General features: G+C 54.7%; 17 protein-coding genes. 8 read left to right on the top strand and 9 right to left on the bottom strand.

What is annotated here, in order from left to right; all coding sequences use genetic code 11:
* Window positions 1-1,410: an ATP-dependent RNA helicase DbpA gene (dbpA, locus tag CJA_RS01510; RefSeq protein ID WP_012485988.1), complete on the top strand. Its 1,410-nt coding sequence runs from the start codon at window positions 1-3 to the stop codon at window positions 1,408-1,410.
* A 14-nt stretch (window positions 1,411-1,424) separates the two neighbouring features.
* Here dbpA and hslO read toward each other — a convergent pair whose 3' ends face one another.
* Genes hslO through yrfG form a run of 4 tightly spaced genes read right to left on the bottom strand, consistent with a single transcriptional unit; the run spans window position 1,425 to window position 3,911 of the window.
* Window positions 1,425-2,330 carry an Hsp33 family molecular chaperone HslO gene (gene hslO / locus CJA_RS01515; protein WP_041550884.1) on the bottom strand — a complete coding sequence of 302 codons (906 nt, stop codon included), beginning with the start codon at window positions 2,328-2,330 and terminating at the stop codon, window positions 1,425-1,427.
* Between the two features lie 23 nt (window positions 2,331-2,353).
* The gene (locus CJA_RS01520; protein ID WP_012485990.1) at window positions 2,354-2,782 is read right to left on the bottom strand and encodes a DUF4124 domain-containing protein; all 429 of its coding nucleotides are present in this window, start codon (window positions 2,780-2,782) and stop codon (window positions 2,354-2,356) included.
* Between the two features lie 17 nt (window positions 2,783-2,799).
* Window positions 2,800-3,237 carry an RNA-binding S4 domain-containing protein gene (locus CJA_RS01525; protein ID WP_049765379.1) on the bottom strand — a complete coding sequence of 146 codons (438 nt, stop codon included), beginning with the start codon at window positions 3,235-3,237 and terminating at the stop codon, window positions 2,800-2,802.
* A complete protein-coding gene (gene yrfG / locus CJA_RS01530) occupies window positions 3,234-3,911 on the bottom strand; it encodes a GMP/IMP nucleotidase (RefSeq protein ID WP_041550886.1) in 678 nt (225 codons plus the stop codon). The genes CJA_RS01525 and yrfG overlap by 4 nt, the downstream gene beginning before the upstream one ends.
* Before the next feature lie 27 nt (window positions 3,912-3,938).
* Between yrfG and nudE the strand changes: the two genes are divergently transcribed.
* From nudE to CJA_RS01545, 3 genes are all read left to right on the top strand, one after another.
* On the top strand, window positions 3,939-4,502 hold the full coding sequence (gene nudE, locus CJA_RS01535; RefSeq protein WP_041550888.1) for an ADP compounds hydrolase NudE: 564 nt from the start codon (window positions 3,939-3,941) through the stop codon (window positions 4,500-4,502).
* Window positions 4,503-4,536: 34 nt separating this feature from the next.
* Complete coding sequence (cysQ, locus tag CJA_RS01540) at window positions 4,537-5,412, top strand: 3'(2'),5'-bisphosphate nucleotidase CysQ (RefSeq protein ID WP_012485994.1); 876 nt, start codon at window positions 4,537-4,539, stop codon at window positions 5,410-5,412.
* A 166-nt stretch (window positions 5,413-5,578) separates the two neighbouring features.
* Window positions 5,579-5,794, top strand: a complete 216-nt coding sequence (locus tag CJA_RS01545) for a hypothetical protein (protein ID WP_012485995.1) — start codon at window positions 5,579-5,581, stop codon at window positions 5,792-5,794.
* Between the two features lie 5 nt (window positions 5,795-5,799).
* On the opposite strand, the gene CJA_RS01550 is transcribed toward CJA_RS01545, so the two are convergent.
* Window positions 5,800-7,737 carry a putative bifunctional diguanylate cyclase/phosphodiesterase gene (locus tag CJA_RS01550; protein WP_012485996.1) on the bottom strand — a complete coding sequence of 646 codons (1,938 nt, stop codon included), beginning with the start codon at window positions 7,735-7,737 and terminating at the stop codon, window positions 5,800-5,802.
* A gap of 479 nt (window positions 7,738-8,216) precedes the next feature.
* Between CJA_RS01550 and modA the strand changes: the two genes are divergently transcribed.
* From modA to CJA_RS01565, 3 genes are read left to right on the top strand one after another with little or no spacing between them, the layout of a single operon-like run.
* The gene (gene modA, locus CJA_RS01555) at window positions 8,217-9,026 is read left to right on the top strand and encodes a molybdate ABC transporter substrate-binding protein (protein WP_012485998.1); all 810 of its coding nucleotides are present in this window, start codon (window positions 8,217-8,219) and stop codon (window positions 9,024-9,026) included.
* Window positions 9,027-9,049: 23 nt separating this feature from the next.
* A complete protein-coding gene (gene modB, locus CJA_RS01560; protein ID WP_202944172.1) occupies window positions 9,050-9,748 on the top strand; it encodes a molybdate ABC transporter permease subunit in 699 nt (232 codons plus the stop codon).
* The gene (locus tag CJA_RS01565; protein WP_012486000.1) at window positions 9,741-10,385 is read left to right on the top strand and encodes an ATP-binding cassette domain-containing protein; all 645 of its coding nucleotides are present in this window, start codon (window positions 9,741-9,743) and stop codon (window positions 10,383-10,385) included. Before modB ends, CJA_RS01565 begins: the two co-directional genes overlap by 8 nt.
* Before the next feature lie 4 nt (window positions 10,386-10,389).
* Here the strand turns inward: CJA_RS01565 and CJA_RS01570 are convergent, their stop codons facing one another.
* From CJA_RS01570 to CJA_RS01585, 4 genes are all read right to left on the bottom strand, one after another.
* Window positions 10,390-10,782: a winged helix-turn-helix domain-containing protein gene (locus CJA_RS01570; RefSeq protein ID WP_049765380.1), complete on the bottom strand. Its 393-nt coding sequence runs from the start codon at window positions 10,780-10,782 to the stop codon at window positions 10,390-10,392.
* A complete protein-coding gene (moaB, locus tag CJA_RS01575; protein ID WP_012486002.1) occupies window positions 10,779-11,294 on the bottom strand; it encodes a molybdenum cofactor biosynthesis protein B in 516 nt (171 codons plus the stop codon). Before moaB ends, CJA_RS01570 begins: the two co-directional genes overlap by 4 nt.
* Window positions 11,295-11,365: 71 nt before the next feature.
* Complete coding sequence (moaA, locus tag CJA_RS01580) at window positions 11,366-12,364, bottom strand: GTP 3',8-cyclase MoaA (RefSeq protein WP_012486003.1); 999 nt, start codon at window positions 12,362-12,364, stop codon at window positions 11,366-11,368.
* 63 nt (window positions 12,365-12,427) lie between these two features.
* Complete coding sequence (locus tag CJA_RS01585) at window positions 12,428-12,814, bottom strand: hypothetical protein (protein ID WP_041550890.1); 387 nt, start codon at window positions 12,812-12,814, stop codon at window positions 12,428-12,430.
* Window positions 12,815-12,906: 92 nt separating this feature from the next.
* Between CJA_RS01585 and cobA the strand changes: the two genes are divergently transcribed.
* A complete protein-coding gene (gene cobA, locus CJA_RS01590) occupies window positions 12,907-13,809 on the top strand; it encodes a uroporphyrinogen-III C-methyltransferase (protein ID WP_012486005.1) in 903 nt (300 codons plus the stop codon).
* Window positions 13,810-13,852 lie beyond the last annotated feature (43 nt).

The raw sequence follows: 13,852 nt of genomic DNA on the forward strand, positions 1-13,852 counted from the left end.
ATGCCCGCCATTCTAGCCCAGGAACCGATTGTGACCACCACTTGTACTTTCTCAACACTGCCCCTCAGTCGCGCTATGCTCGACAACCTCGCCTCTCTGGAATACACCAGTATGACGCCTATCCAGGCAGAAAGCCTGCCCTGGGTATTGGCCGGGCGGGATCTGATTGCCCAGGCCAAGACCGGTAGTGGTAAGACCGCCGCCTTTGGTATTGGCCTGCTGGAAAAATTACAGGTAGACAGTTTTGCGGTGCAGGCCCTGGTACTTTGCCCGACACGGGAGCTGGCTGACCAGGTTGCCAAAGAGCTGCGCCGCCTCGCCCGTTTTACCCACAATATAAAAATCCTTACCCTGTGTGGCGGTGTTGCTATTGGGCCGCAATTGGGCTCCCTGGAGCGCGGGGCGCATATTGTAGTGGGTACGCCGGGGCGCATTGTGGATCACCTGCGCAAAGGGTCTTTGCATTTGGATCGCTTGCAACAATTGGTACTGGATGAAGCGGATCGCATGCTCGATATGGGATTTGCCGATGACATCAACACGGTTATTGCAAGTGCCAATAGCGAGCGCCAGACACTGCTGTTCTCAGCCACTTATCCCGCCAATATTCAGCAAATGAGTGCCCGCTACCAGCGCGATCCGGTGCGGGTTACCGTTGAAAGCCTGCACACCTCACAGCAAATCCGGCAACATTTTTATGAGTTGGCTGAAGGCGATTCCAGGACCAGTGCTGTGATCAATTTGCTGGCACATTTTCAGCCGGCGTCCACCCTTATTTTTTGTAACACCAAAGCGGAGTGCGAGGAATTAGCCGATGGTTTGCAGGCTAAAAAAGTGGCTGCCCTGGCGTTGCACGGCGATATGGAACAAAAAGAACGCGACCGGGTGTTGGTGCGCTTTGCCAATAAAAGTTGTGCGGTATTAATTGCCACCGATGTAGCTGCCCGTGGAATTGATATTAAAGACCTGGATGCGGTGATTAATTATGAGTTGGCGCGCGATAGCGAGGTGCATGTCCATCGCATTGGCCGGACCGGCCGCGCCGGCGCCGAAGGTTTGGCCCTGAGCCTGGTGGCCCCCAGGGAAATAGTGCGGGTAAATCGCCTGGAGGATTACCTTCGGCAAACCATAAGCCTGGAGGCTGTGCCGGATAGCGATACTAACTCACTGCCGCAACCGGTGATGGCAACGCTCAATATTGATGGAGGCAAGAAAGACAAATTGCGCCCGGGGGATATTATCGGCGCTCTGACCAAGGATGCCGGCCTGCCCTTTGAAAAAATCGGCAAAATCGATATTTTCGATTTTGCCGCTTATGTCGCTGTTGATCGCAGTATCGCCAGGGCGGCCTTGCGGCAACTGCAAGAGGGAAAATTAAAAGGGCGCAAATTTCGCGCCCGCTTGTGCTAATTGCTATAGAAACATTAGTGCAACACATCGCCACCCAATAATTTGCGCACCTCTTCGGCCGAGAAGTGGTAATGCTGGTTACAGAATTGGCAGTCGATATCGATACTGCCTTTTTCAATAAGCAGTTCTTCCACCTCATCCCTGCCAATGGTGAGCAGTGCACTGGCGCTGCGCTCGCGCGAGCAACTGCAGGAGAAACGCAGTTGGTTGGGTTCAAACAGTCGCAGCGGCTGCTCGTGAAACAGGCGGTGTAACAAGGTGGGATGGTCCAGCCCGCACAGCTCTTCCGCAGTCACTGTATCGGCCAGGGTCGTGATGGTTTTCCAGCGATCCTGGTTGTCTTCCGGGTTGGTATTTAATTGTTGGGGCAGGGCCTGTACAAATAGCCCTGTCACTGTCTGGTCATCGGCGGCCAGCCACAAGCGTGTGGCGAGCTGTTCGGATTGCTGGAAGTAATCCTCCAGACAGCCCGCCAGGTCATCGGCTTCCATGGGCACTATGCCCTGGTAGCGCTCCAGTTTTCCCTCGAAGTTTTCACGGCGTTGCGGCTCGATGGTGATAACCAGGACACCATTCCCAAGCAGATCGCGCAAGCTGCCCTGGTTGGCCTGTTGGTCACTGAGTTCAATATCGGCATTGGCGCGCACTATCCCGCGCAGGTTCTGGTGGAAATTGCATTCCGCCATGATGGTGCTGATGGCGCCGTCGCCGCGCGCTTGCAGGATAATTTTACCGTCGAATTTCAGGGTGCTGGACAGCAGGCCTACGGCCGCGAGGAACTCACCCAGTAATTGGCGGATAGCCGGTGGTTGTTGATTGTGGCTGAGTACTTCGCGATAGCTGTCGCCAAGCGTGATAATTTCACCGCGAATATCGCAGTCATCAAATAAAAAACGGTGGAGCAGGTCGTTGCTGGTCATGGGTGAACCTTTAAAAATAAACTCTATGGCTCGCAATTCTCGCTGATAATCCCATTGAGCTCGGCGAGCATGTGTTGGCGTTCTTGTTCGGTGACCTTAACCACTTTTCCATCGTCACCAATAAAAATCACCCGGCCGCTGATCTTGGCCTGCCGTTGCCTGGCCGCTTTGCAACGCTGTGTGCGCTGTGCCTGTTCTTCCGGGTCGGGTGCGTTATAAAAATCCTGGTCGGCAGGTTTTTCCTTACGCAATATTTGTTCAACTTTGCGCAGTTCTTCGCTACTGGTATCAATATTTTGCTTGCTGACCTGCCGGGTGATGTCCTCGGCTTCCGGCGCCGGCTTTTTATCGGTGTAATGGACCTTGCCGTCTTTGTCTACCCAGCGATAAACATCGGCACTTACGCTCTCGCTGCACAACACCAGTAAGCACCACAGCAGTGGCTTGTACATAGTGGCTCCTTGTCGAGTTAATCCTCGTTGTCGAGTAAATTGATACGCTGGAAGCGGTGAATCTGGCGGCGTTCCTTTTTGTTGGGGCGATGGTCGCTGACAATAAAGGCACCCAGCCCTGCCTTGCGCTCAAGGCGGCGTTTTTCGCGCAGGGCAACACTTGCTTCGGTTTCCGCGTACAGCAAGGCGGCTTCCGGTGCACCGCGGCGCTGGTCGCTGAGGGCTTTTACCACAACCGTTTTTTCATCCCAGTCCTGGCGAATATTCAGCACCAGGCCGATAGTCACTTCCTTGCTGGCCTTGATGCGCTGGCCATCGCAATGGATTTTTCCGCCGTCAATGGCCTGTTTGGCGAGGCTGCGGGTTTTAAAAAAGCGTGCCGCCCATAACCATTTGTCGATGCGGATCTTGTCATCGTCCGCGTCGTCCTCAAGAGTGTGTTTTTGCTTGCTCATAAATCGGTGCAATAGCCCTGGCGTGCAGGTGGCATGATTTCATCAAAATGGTGGATGGCCGGGAATTGTTCCATGCGGCGACTGATTTGGCTGTCGGGCTGGTGAATACCAAGCAGGTGTTTGATGCCAAAGCGACGCGCCGATTCGAGGATTCGCGCCGTGTCATCGATAAACAGGGTTCGCTCCGGATCGAAGTCCTCGCGCGCTTGTAATTGTTGCCAAAAGCGCTGGGATTCCTTGGGCTCATTGAATTCGTGCGAAGACACAATCACATCCAGCCAGCGATCGATGCGTGTGATTCCCAGCTTGAGGTTGAGGCTTTTGGGATGGGCATTGGTCACCAGCAGCACTTTCTTGTGGTGATCGCGCAGGCGCTGCAGGAACTCCCCCACATGTGGGCGCATCTGTATTTTGTGTTTGACCTCTTCTTTCAGCTGGGGGATATCCACCTGCAGCTCGCGCGACCAAAAGTCCAGGCAATACCATTGCAGGGTACCCTCGTACTGGTGGATATCCTGGGTCAGGCGGCGATTGGCCGTTTCCGGGTCAAGGCCGTGAATGGTGGCATAGCGCTGGGGCAAATGGTCCAGCCAAAAAAAGTTGTCGAAATGGAGGTCCAACAGGGTACCATCCATATCCAGCATTACTGTGTCTATTTGATTCCAGTTAACCATAAACCTTGTTCGTCGGTGGAAGCCATAATGCCATCCAAGCCAGAGATTCTTAACCGCGGGACCGTTGCCCGCAGCCGCTTGTTCCGCGCCGATGAGATCCACCTGCGTTTTAGCAATGGAGAGGTGCGCACCTATGAGAAGTTGTGCACCGGTGGGCCGGGTGCGGTGCTTATTGTACCCCTGCTCGATGAAAATACGGTGCTTTTGGTGCGCGAATATGCGGTGGGCATTGAAGATTACCACCTGGCCCTGCCCAAAGGTGCTATGGATCTGGGAGAAAGTTTACTGGAGGCGGCCAATCGCGAGCTGAAAGAAGAGGTGGGGTACGGCGCGCGGCAGCTCAAATTTCTCAAGCGTATCCACCTGTCGCCTGCTTATATGGAACATGGGATTAACCTGGTGTTGGCCTGGGATTTGTATCCTGAGCGTTTACCGGGTGATGAGCCCGAGCCTATCGAGGTCGTTCCCTATCCGCTGGATAGGTTGCTGGAGTTGGTGATGCGTCCGGATGTATGCGAGGGGCGCAGTATCGCTGCCCTGTTTATGGCCCGCGAGTGGCTGGCCGGGAATTTATCCCTGGAGTCAACCTGAGTGTGTCAGGGAGTTGTTTATCGAAGGAGGTTGTATGTCACCTGTCATTGATGCTGCATTGGTGCGCCATTTGTTGGCGATTGGCCGCGATGCCGGCGCGGCGATTATGGCCATTTACCGCGATAAGGACAGCCACGGTGTGGTTCACAAGGCGGATGATTCGCCATTAACTGCCGCTGACCTGGCGGCCCAGGCGGTGATTGCTTCCCGCTTGGCTCAATTGCTGGACTTACCCATTGTGTCTGAAGAGGCGCAGATTCCGGCGTTTGCCGAGCGCTCCCGCTGGGAAAGCTACTGGCTGGTCGATCCGCTTGATGGCACCCGCGAATTTGTTGCCGGTAATGGCGAGTTCACCGTGAATATTGCCCTGGTCCACGCCGGTCGCCCCATTCTGGGACTGGTGCATGTGCCGGTGACGGATATTACCTACCTGGGGATTCTCGCTGAGGCACAACCAGCCGGCGCCTGGAAATACCAGGGCGATGGTACTCCCCAGGCAATCCGAACCAGCGATATTAACCAGCGCCTCAGCCAGGGTTTACCCCTGCGGGTATTGCTAAGCCATCGCCATGGAACCAGTGCGACACTGGGCCTGGTTGAGCAGCTGGCCCGCGCCTGGCCCGGCGGGATAGTGCGTTGCAACGCCGGCAGCTCGCTCAAGTTTTGCGTGATTGCCGAAGGCGGAGCAGATTTTTATCCGCGCCTGGCACCGACCAGCGAATGGGATACGGCGGCGGCCCAAGCGGTATTGGAAGCGGCGGGGGGCGCGGTGGTTGAAGCGATGGGATCTGATGCGGCACTGCAACCCTTGCGTTACAACCAGCGTGATGAATTGCTCAATCCCTACTTTTATGGTCTCGCTGATGGAACTTTTGCCTGGCAGAGCCTGTTAATGGAAGGTCGATTATAAATCTCTATGTCTTATAGCCATTTTGACAGCTATCCGAGAAGAAAATGTTCTAACCCGGAGTTGGTCATTTCCTGAGCGGCTTCTAGCCTTAAGGGGATGGCGAATGTTACATAACGCCTAACGAAGGTATTTGTTTTTCTGCCTGAGGATCTAGGGAGTGACAACTGTGAAAAGACAAAATAAAAATCTGCGTCCCGATGTAAATACCCGCCGCGCTGATTTGCTGCGCGAAAAACTCCTGCGAGAGATTTCCGATTACGAGCGCCAGCTGGCCGAGCTCAAGTTAGTGGGTAACCACGTCAACTTTACGATGATCCAAACCTACAAAGAGCTGATTGCCGCGCGCCAGGCGATGCTCAAGCGCCTGCCTGTCCACTATTGAGCCCGCTAGCCGGAGTGAACCCGGCTTAGGCGCTCCAGGGAAAAGCGCGGATCATAGCCGCGCAGACTGTTATTGAACTGGTCGTTGGCCGGGCGTTTTGGCGATAGACGCTGGGCTCCCTTGTGGCTGAAGTGGGTATCCAGCCAGCGACTGGCTTCGTCGAAGGGCATGGGACGCTGGATGAAATACCCTTGTACCTGGTCGCAGCCCAGTTCGCGCAAGCAGCCAATCTGCTCCCAGGTCTCTGCACCCTCTGCCACGACCGCCAGGCCCAATGCGTGGGCGATGGCCACTATGCCTTTGGTGATATCCCAGTCCACTTTGTTACCGGGCAGGTCTGCTACAAACGAGCGGTCGATCTTGAGTAAATCCAGCGGTAGTGTCTTAAGGTAGGTGAGTGAGCCATAGCCGGTTCCGAAATCATCTACCGCCATGCGTACCCCCAACTGGCGGCAGCCGAGCATGATGCGCTTGGCGCGCTCCAGGTCTTCGAGCATAGCCGTTTCGGTAATTTCGATAATCAGCTTGCGGCCAAAGGCCGGGTGGCTCTCGCACAGGCGCTGTAGCTCCAGTAAAAATACCGGGTGCACAAAATGGCGCGCCGAGATATTGATATGGATATCGAGGTTAAAGCCCTCGCGCTGCCAGCGCTGAAATTGACGTGCGGCTTCGCGCAGTACCCAATTGCCCAAACGGTACTCCAGGTCGCCACGGCTACCTTCGAGGGCCTGGATAATCGGCTCGGCAGTGACCAGATCGCCATCGCTCCTGCGCCAGCGCAGTAGCGCTTCAAAACCCAGGATGGATAAATCCTGCAATTGGCAGATGGGCTGATACCACAACTGTAATTCCTGCCGTTCCAGTGCACCCTCCACATCGACAATGGAAAGTTTGGCGGCCGTCGTTGGCGCAGCCCTGACGGAAGCGCGATGATAGCGGTCCCCTCCCTGGCTTTTAGCAACATACATGGCTGCATCGGCCTTGCGCAGCAGGCTGGTTTCGTCGGTACCATCCTGGGGCGCAAAGGCAATACCAATACTGCCGCTGAGGCGTCCGCGCTTGCGCCCTTCGCCAAAGGGTGCGCGCAGGGCTTGTAGAAACCGTTTGGCCAGCAATTCAATATGGCCTTCGTCGCACTCGGCGATAATTAAAAACTCATCGCCACCCAGGCGGCCGATCTGGTCGCCTTTTCTCACCACATCGCTCAGGCGCTGGGCCAGGTCGCGCAGGAGTAAATCACCGGCTTCATGGCCCCAGTGGTCATTGGCGGATTTGAGTCCGTCCACATCAATAAAAAACAGTGCAAAGCTGCGCTGGTAACGCTGCAGCCGCTCCAGGTTTTGATCGAGGTGGGCGAGGATGCCGCGCCGGTTTAGCAGCTTGGTGAGCGGGTCGATGCTCACCAGTTCGCGCAGCTGCCGCTCCAGCTTTTCGCGGTGGCAAGCCACCGCAATCTGGCTGGCAATACGCTCTGCCAGGGCCAATAGCTGGGGGGCTATACCGGTGGGTGCTGGGTTGGGGGCAAACCAGGAGGAGGCGAGTACCCCCAATACCTGGTCTGAGGAAATCAGCGGAATCACCAGGTTAGCCTGCAGGCCCGCATCCACTAGCTGTGCCATGGCATCGGGTGACTGTGGATAGTTACGGGTAAAAATACTGGTTTTGCTAATCAGGGCACGACCGGAAATACCGGAGTTGGCGGGAAAGCGCAGTCCGGTAAACGTATCTAACAGGGCTTTGCGTTTGCCTTCAAATAGTTTGTATTCGAGGGTTTCCTGATGGTCATCGAGCAGGATCAGGGCAGTGCCGTCGGCACCTAGCAAATCGCGGACGGCCGCTGCCGCCTTGCGAAAAAACTGTTGGAAGTCCGGCTCAAGGGTGAGGGCATCCATAGCCGCCAGCAGGGAGGGCACGGCGGTTTGCAGTAAAACGGGGTTGATCATGGATGCGGGCTCATTGATACCTCGGTTGTGCCTGTCAATAAATGTGAGCTGGTGCACAATAATTGCGGGCTTTGCCAAGGCTGCAATAAGCTTGCCACTCGCAGGGGATTCAAGCCGGGATCATGGTCGGGGACTATAGGTGCGGCTTTATTGGATCGCTGATCCCAATACCCTGGGCGACTGGTTGGATGGAGTCCCCAACGGAAAGGGGATACGCCTTTTGCATGCGCAATTCTGGTGCGGGACCTATCCGCAGCGGTTAGTGTTTTTGGTGTGATGCCTATAGGCACCGGACGATTATTTTCCAGTGCCAACAGGCATCGCCCCCTATTGCCATTGGGAAAAATACTGGGTTTTTCAATTTCTTCCTGCGTCTAGAGCGCCAATTTGAATTCATACGATTGTATTGGACGTGAAATCACTATATACAATGGTATATAGCGAAATTCAGTTGATGCGTTTATTCAAGGGGCAGGTCTGTGAAAAAATATTTACCGGTTGTTGTTGCTTGTCAGGTGCAAATCCAGTCGTTACACCGTGCTTTTTTATTGAGCTTGCTGCTGTGCGTTATGCTCATTTCTGGTGCGGCTCGCGCAGGGGATATCCATGTTTATGCCGCTGCGAGCCTGACCGATGCGATTGGCGAACTTGGCAGCGCCTATGAAAAAACACACAAGGGTGTCGGCATTAAAGCGTCCTATGCGGGCTCCTCAACCCTGGCCAAGCAGATCGAAAACGGCGCGCCTGCACAGCTGTTTATTTCAGCCGACCAGGATTGGGCGAATTATTTGCAGGAGCGTCAACTGCTGGACGAAAACAGTCGTGTCAACTTGTTGCTCAATGAGTTGGTATTGATTGTACCCGCCGGGCGCAAAGTGGATATTCGCTTCGACAAGGACGCAGACCTGATTGCCAGCTTCAATGGCAAATTGTGTACGGGTGATCCGAGTCATGTTCCGGTGGGTAAATATGCCAGGCAGGCCCTGGAGTATTACGGTTGGTGGGATTCGATCCAGCCACGTTTAGTGGGTACCCCGGATGTACGAACGGCACTGGCATTTGTAGAGCGCGGTGAGTGCGCCCTGGGCATTGTTTACAAAACCGATGCGCTGCTAACCGATAAAGTGGATGTAGTGGCCAGTTTTCCGGCGCAGAGCCATGTACCGATTGTATATCCCGGCGGTTTAGTCAGGGGAGCGAACGCAGATGCCGAGGCGTTCTGGCAATTCCTGCAATCAGACAAGGCTGCGCAGGTTTTCCAGCGCTATGGCTTTAAACGGGCCCAATAATTATTGGTGTCGTAAGTGAGTTGATGATGTTGAGTGAATCCGAGTGGCAGGTATTAGGCCTGTCTGCCCAGGTTGGATGTTGGGCGACGCTGGTGTGCTTGCTGCCGGGGGTATTCTTTGGGTGGCTGCTGGCGCGCAAGGACTTTATGGCCAAGCCGGTATTGGAAGCGGTGTTATTTATGCCCATGGTCTTACCACCGACGGTACCCGGTTATTTGCTCCTGGTGGTATTTGGTTCACAGGGTGTGGTGGGGCAATTTTTCAAAACCCACTTTGATATTGAGTTCGCTTTTAATTGGAAAGGCGCTGTGCTGGCATCGGCAGTGATTGCATTTCCGCTGATGGTCCAGACCGCAAAGCTGTCGGTGCAAATGATTGATCGTCGCCTGGAGTTGGCGGCGAATACGCTGGGCGCGAGCCCGTTTAAAGTCTGGTACAGCGTCACCCTGCCCTTGATGCTACCTGGTATTTTGATCGGTTCTATCCTGGTGTTTAGTCGCTCCCTGGGTGAGTTCGGCGCGACCATTACCTTTGTGGGCAATATTGCGGGAGAGACGCGCACCTTGCCCCTTGCGATTTATTCTGCCACCCATCAAATGGGTGGTGATGCTATCGCCATACGCCTGATTGTGATTTGTGTGGCCTTTGCCTTTTTTTCATTGTTGTTAAGCAATTTATTAACACGTCGCGCTGAGCGCTGGTTAGGAGTCCGCCGTGCTTGAAATAGATGTTGAGTATCAGCGCGATCAATTCTCCCTGCGTGCGCAACAAGCTATTTCCGCTCCGATTACAGGAATATTAGGCGCATCTGGCAGTGGCAAAAGCACCCTGCTGGCGCTCATTGCCGGGTTATTAAAACCCGGGCGTGGACAACTGCGCTTGAATGGCAAAACCCTGTGCGATATCCAGCAGCGCATTTGGGTTCCGCCTTACCGGCGCCATATCGGTCTGGTCTTCCAGGATGGGCAACTGTTGCCGCATTTATCCGTGCGCAGCAATCTGTTATATGGGTTCAACAATATTGCGCCAGGCCAGCGCCGCTTTGCCTTTGGCAAGGTGGTTGAACTGCTGGAGGTGGGGGCCTTGCTGGAACGAAAACCCGCTACCTTGTCGGGTGGTGAAAAACAGCGGGTTGCACTGGGACGTGCGGTCTTGTATTCGCCGGAATTACTGTTGCTCGACGAGCCACTGTCGGCACTGGATGAGCGCTTGAAGCAGCAGATATTGCCGTTTTTCCTGCGCATTTATGCCGAGTGCAAAATCCCTATGGTGTATGTCACCCATGCGCTGAGCGAATTGGAATTTTTAACAACCCATCGCCTGGTGGTTCGCGATGGTCACTTACTCCCGGATGCGTAAATACTCAACCGGGTGAAGGCAATGGCTGTTTGCGCAACAGCGGTTTAAAGGTCGCAATATGCTGTTCAGCCAGGTGCCGGGTATCTGCCTGCAATTGACGGTAGGCCTGTAAAATTTCCTTGCCGGTTGTCGTCAGGCGCGCGCCGCCGCCGTGGACGCCGCCGGTAACCGTTTCGACCAGCGGCTGCTGGAAACAGCGGTTCATGGCGTCCACTAACAACCAGGCCCGGCGATAACTCATGCCCATTTGTTTGCCGGCGGCAGAGATGGAGCCGCTGGCTTCAATGGCATCCAGCAAATCGGCCTTGCCGGGGCCGAAGGCAATTTCCTCATCGAGCAGCAAACGCGCTTGTATTTTCAAGCGCACCCCACTTGCTGTTTTGGCTTTTTCACTCATGATGGAATTCGCAGTTGGCCGACAAAGTTGCACGGGCGATGACGTGCATCCAATTGTTCCCGGATGATTTTCTCCCAGGCTGTTGTACAGGCGCCGGTAGAGCCGGGCAGGCAGAAAATCAGCGTGCGATTGGAAAGTCCTGCAATCGCGCGGGATTGGATAGTGGATGTACCGATTTCCTCGTAAGAGACCTGGCGAAACAGCTCGCCAAAACCCACCACGGTTTTATCAAACAGGGGCGTCATGGCCTCGACGGTGGAGTCGCGCCCGGCAAAACCGGTGCCTCCGGTAATGAGCACTACCTGGGCGAGCGGGTCGACAATCCATTGTGAGGTCACGGCGCGAATCTGGTAAATATCATCAACCACCAGTGTGCGCCCGTGCAATCTGTGGCCTGCCGCTTCCAGTAGGTCCTGTAATTGCTGGCCGGATGTATCCGTGGCAAGCGTGCGTGTATCCGATACGGTCAGCACGCAAATATTCAAGGGTTCAAAGTCTTTTTGGGATGACATGTTTCATCGCACCTAACAGCAAAAAATAATAGAGGTAAAAAGGAGCAGTAACAGCAGCACACAGGCGGCATTTAGCCGCCGGTCATGTTCATAAAACGCAGTATTTGCGGCTCGTCGCCGGCCAGGTCGAAGCGGTGCCGCTCCGGCTTGTTGGCCATGGCCGCCACTATGGCGTTGCGCACAGCGTCGGCACTGGCTTCGCGCGCGCGCAGGTGCGCGCGCAGGTCCAGGCTATGTTCCTGTCCCAGGCATAATAGTAATCGACCGGTGGCTGTAACCCTGATCCGGTTGCAACTGCTGCAGAAGTTATCCGAATGGGGCGAAATAAAACCAATGCGCGATCCATAGTCGGATACCTGCCAATAACGGGCTGGCCCAGCCTGGGTGTTCCCGGGGTTGATACTGGGGTGGAGTGTCCAATGCTTGCCAAGGCTACGGCGCAATTCTTCGCTGCTGACAAATTCGGCGGCGCGTCCGTGTTCATTGATGCGCCCGAGCGGCATTTCCTCGATAAAGCTGATATCCAGTCCTTCATCCAGGGCAAAGCGCACCAGGTCAACGGCTTCGTCGGCGTTGTAATGCTTGAGTACCACACAGTTGAGTTTGATACGTTCAAAGCCTGCCTGTTGTGCAGCCCTGATCCCCGACAATACCTGGCTGAGATCCCCATAGCGGGTCATCTGGCGGAAGCGATCGGGATTCAGGCTGTCCAGGCTGATATTAATGCGGCTTACCCCGGCATCCCTGAGCGCTTGGGCGTGGTGGGACAAACGCGTTCCATTGGTGGTCAGGCACAGCTCGCGCAAGCCGGGGATCTGCCCCAGGCGTTGCATCAGGGTAATGGCACCCTGGCGAACCAGGGGTTCACCCCCGGTAATACGCAACTTGGTAACCCCCAGTTCGACCAGGATTGCCCCGAGTCGGGCGAACTCTTCAATACTCAGTACCTGGTCGCGCGGTAAAAAGGTCATTTCCTCCGCCATGCAGTAGACACAGCGCAGGTCGCAGCGGTCGGTAATCGACAGGCGGACGTAATTAATGGTGCGGCCGAAGCCATCTAGTAATGCCATGAAACCCTAAACCTTAAAAAACACCCATGGCCCCGTGCAAGTCTGTGGCCAGGTTGTAACAGCTTACTCCCTGTAGGTTGAAAAATCCTGTTCCAAAATGGTGATTTTTAGGGCTGCTGCCAGGGTTATGGCCTGATACGGGGGATAAAAGACTGTACGTCCTGTCTCCAGTCGTTCATTTTTCCTGCCATATATCGCCAAAATAAAAAATATGCAACTTGGTTGATCACCGTGCACCTTCACTGTGGTTTTATTTGGTGCATTTTTGCGAAATTCAAAAATCATAATTTGATATTGTTTGGTGCGTACTTGCACCAATAAAAAACATAAAAAGGAAATTATCACAGGCCCGGAATTCCCGGGATTTTCTGCCGCTGTGCGTGACCTGTTTCTAACGTAATGAAAAATAAAAGGAAATATTTTTTTTAGCCAAAAAAAATCTTCTGGCATTGCGCTTGCAAATCCCCTGTTGTGATTTGACGACCCTGGCAAATACCGGTGCCCATTCCGGTGCAGCCTAACCCGAAGCAACAGGTACTCCCATGAAAATGCTTTTTCCCCTCTCCTCTGCACGTGGTTTTTCTGTGAGCGCTATTGGCAATGCGGTGGTGGAGGTATTGAAACCTGTTGCTAAAAAGGCGGCTGGCAAGCCAGCGCGTGCCCGCTCATCCCGTGATGGCAAGGTCTGGTTGGTAGGTGCCGGGCCGGGTGATGCAGAGCTGCTTACACTCAAGGCCCTGCGTGCAATCAATAGCGCCGATGTCATTTTTTACGACTACCTGGTCAGCCCTGACATTCGCGCACTTTTCCCAACGCATATTCCGGCATTTTATGTGGGCAAAGCCAAAAGCCAACACAGCATTGCGCAAGGGGATCTCAACCGGTTGTTGGTGGATCAGGCGCGCCTGGGGTTGAAGGTATGCCGTGTCAAAGGCGGTGACCCCTTTGTCTTTGGGCGCGGCAGTGAAGAACTGCTGGAGCTGCGCCGTGCGGGTATAGCGGCCGAAGTGATACCGGGGATCACCTCGGCTTCCGGTTGTTCCACTTATGCGGATATTCCCTTGACCCATCGCGGCATTGCCCAGGGCTGCACATTTGTTACTGCACATGCTGAAAAAAGCCTGGACCTGAATTGGCAGGCACTGGCCCAGCTCAATCACACCCTGGTGTTTTACATGGGGCTGACGCGCGCGGATTTTATTGCCGGGCAGCTGCTGGCGGGCGGACTGGATGCGCAGACACCGGTGGCCATTATTGAAAATGGTTGCCGCACCAACCAGCGCAACCTGATCAGTAACCTGCAGGATTTTCCGGCCGTTGTTGTGCGGGAGCAGGTGCAATCACCGGCGCTGATTATCGTGGGTGAGGTGGTTAAGGTGCGCGAGCAATTGCAGGCCCCGCACTTACAGGAATTACTCGCCGGACAGCAGCGACTGCTGGCATAAGCCATACATTTCGCATGAATACGACAAGCAAGATTTGACAACC

The sequence above is a fragment of the Cellvibrio japonicus Ueda107 genome (assembly GCF_000019225.1).
Classification (GTDB): Bacteria; Pseudomonadota; Gammaproteobacteria; order Pseudomonadales; family Cellvibrionaceae; genus Cellvibrio; species Cellvibrio japonicus.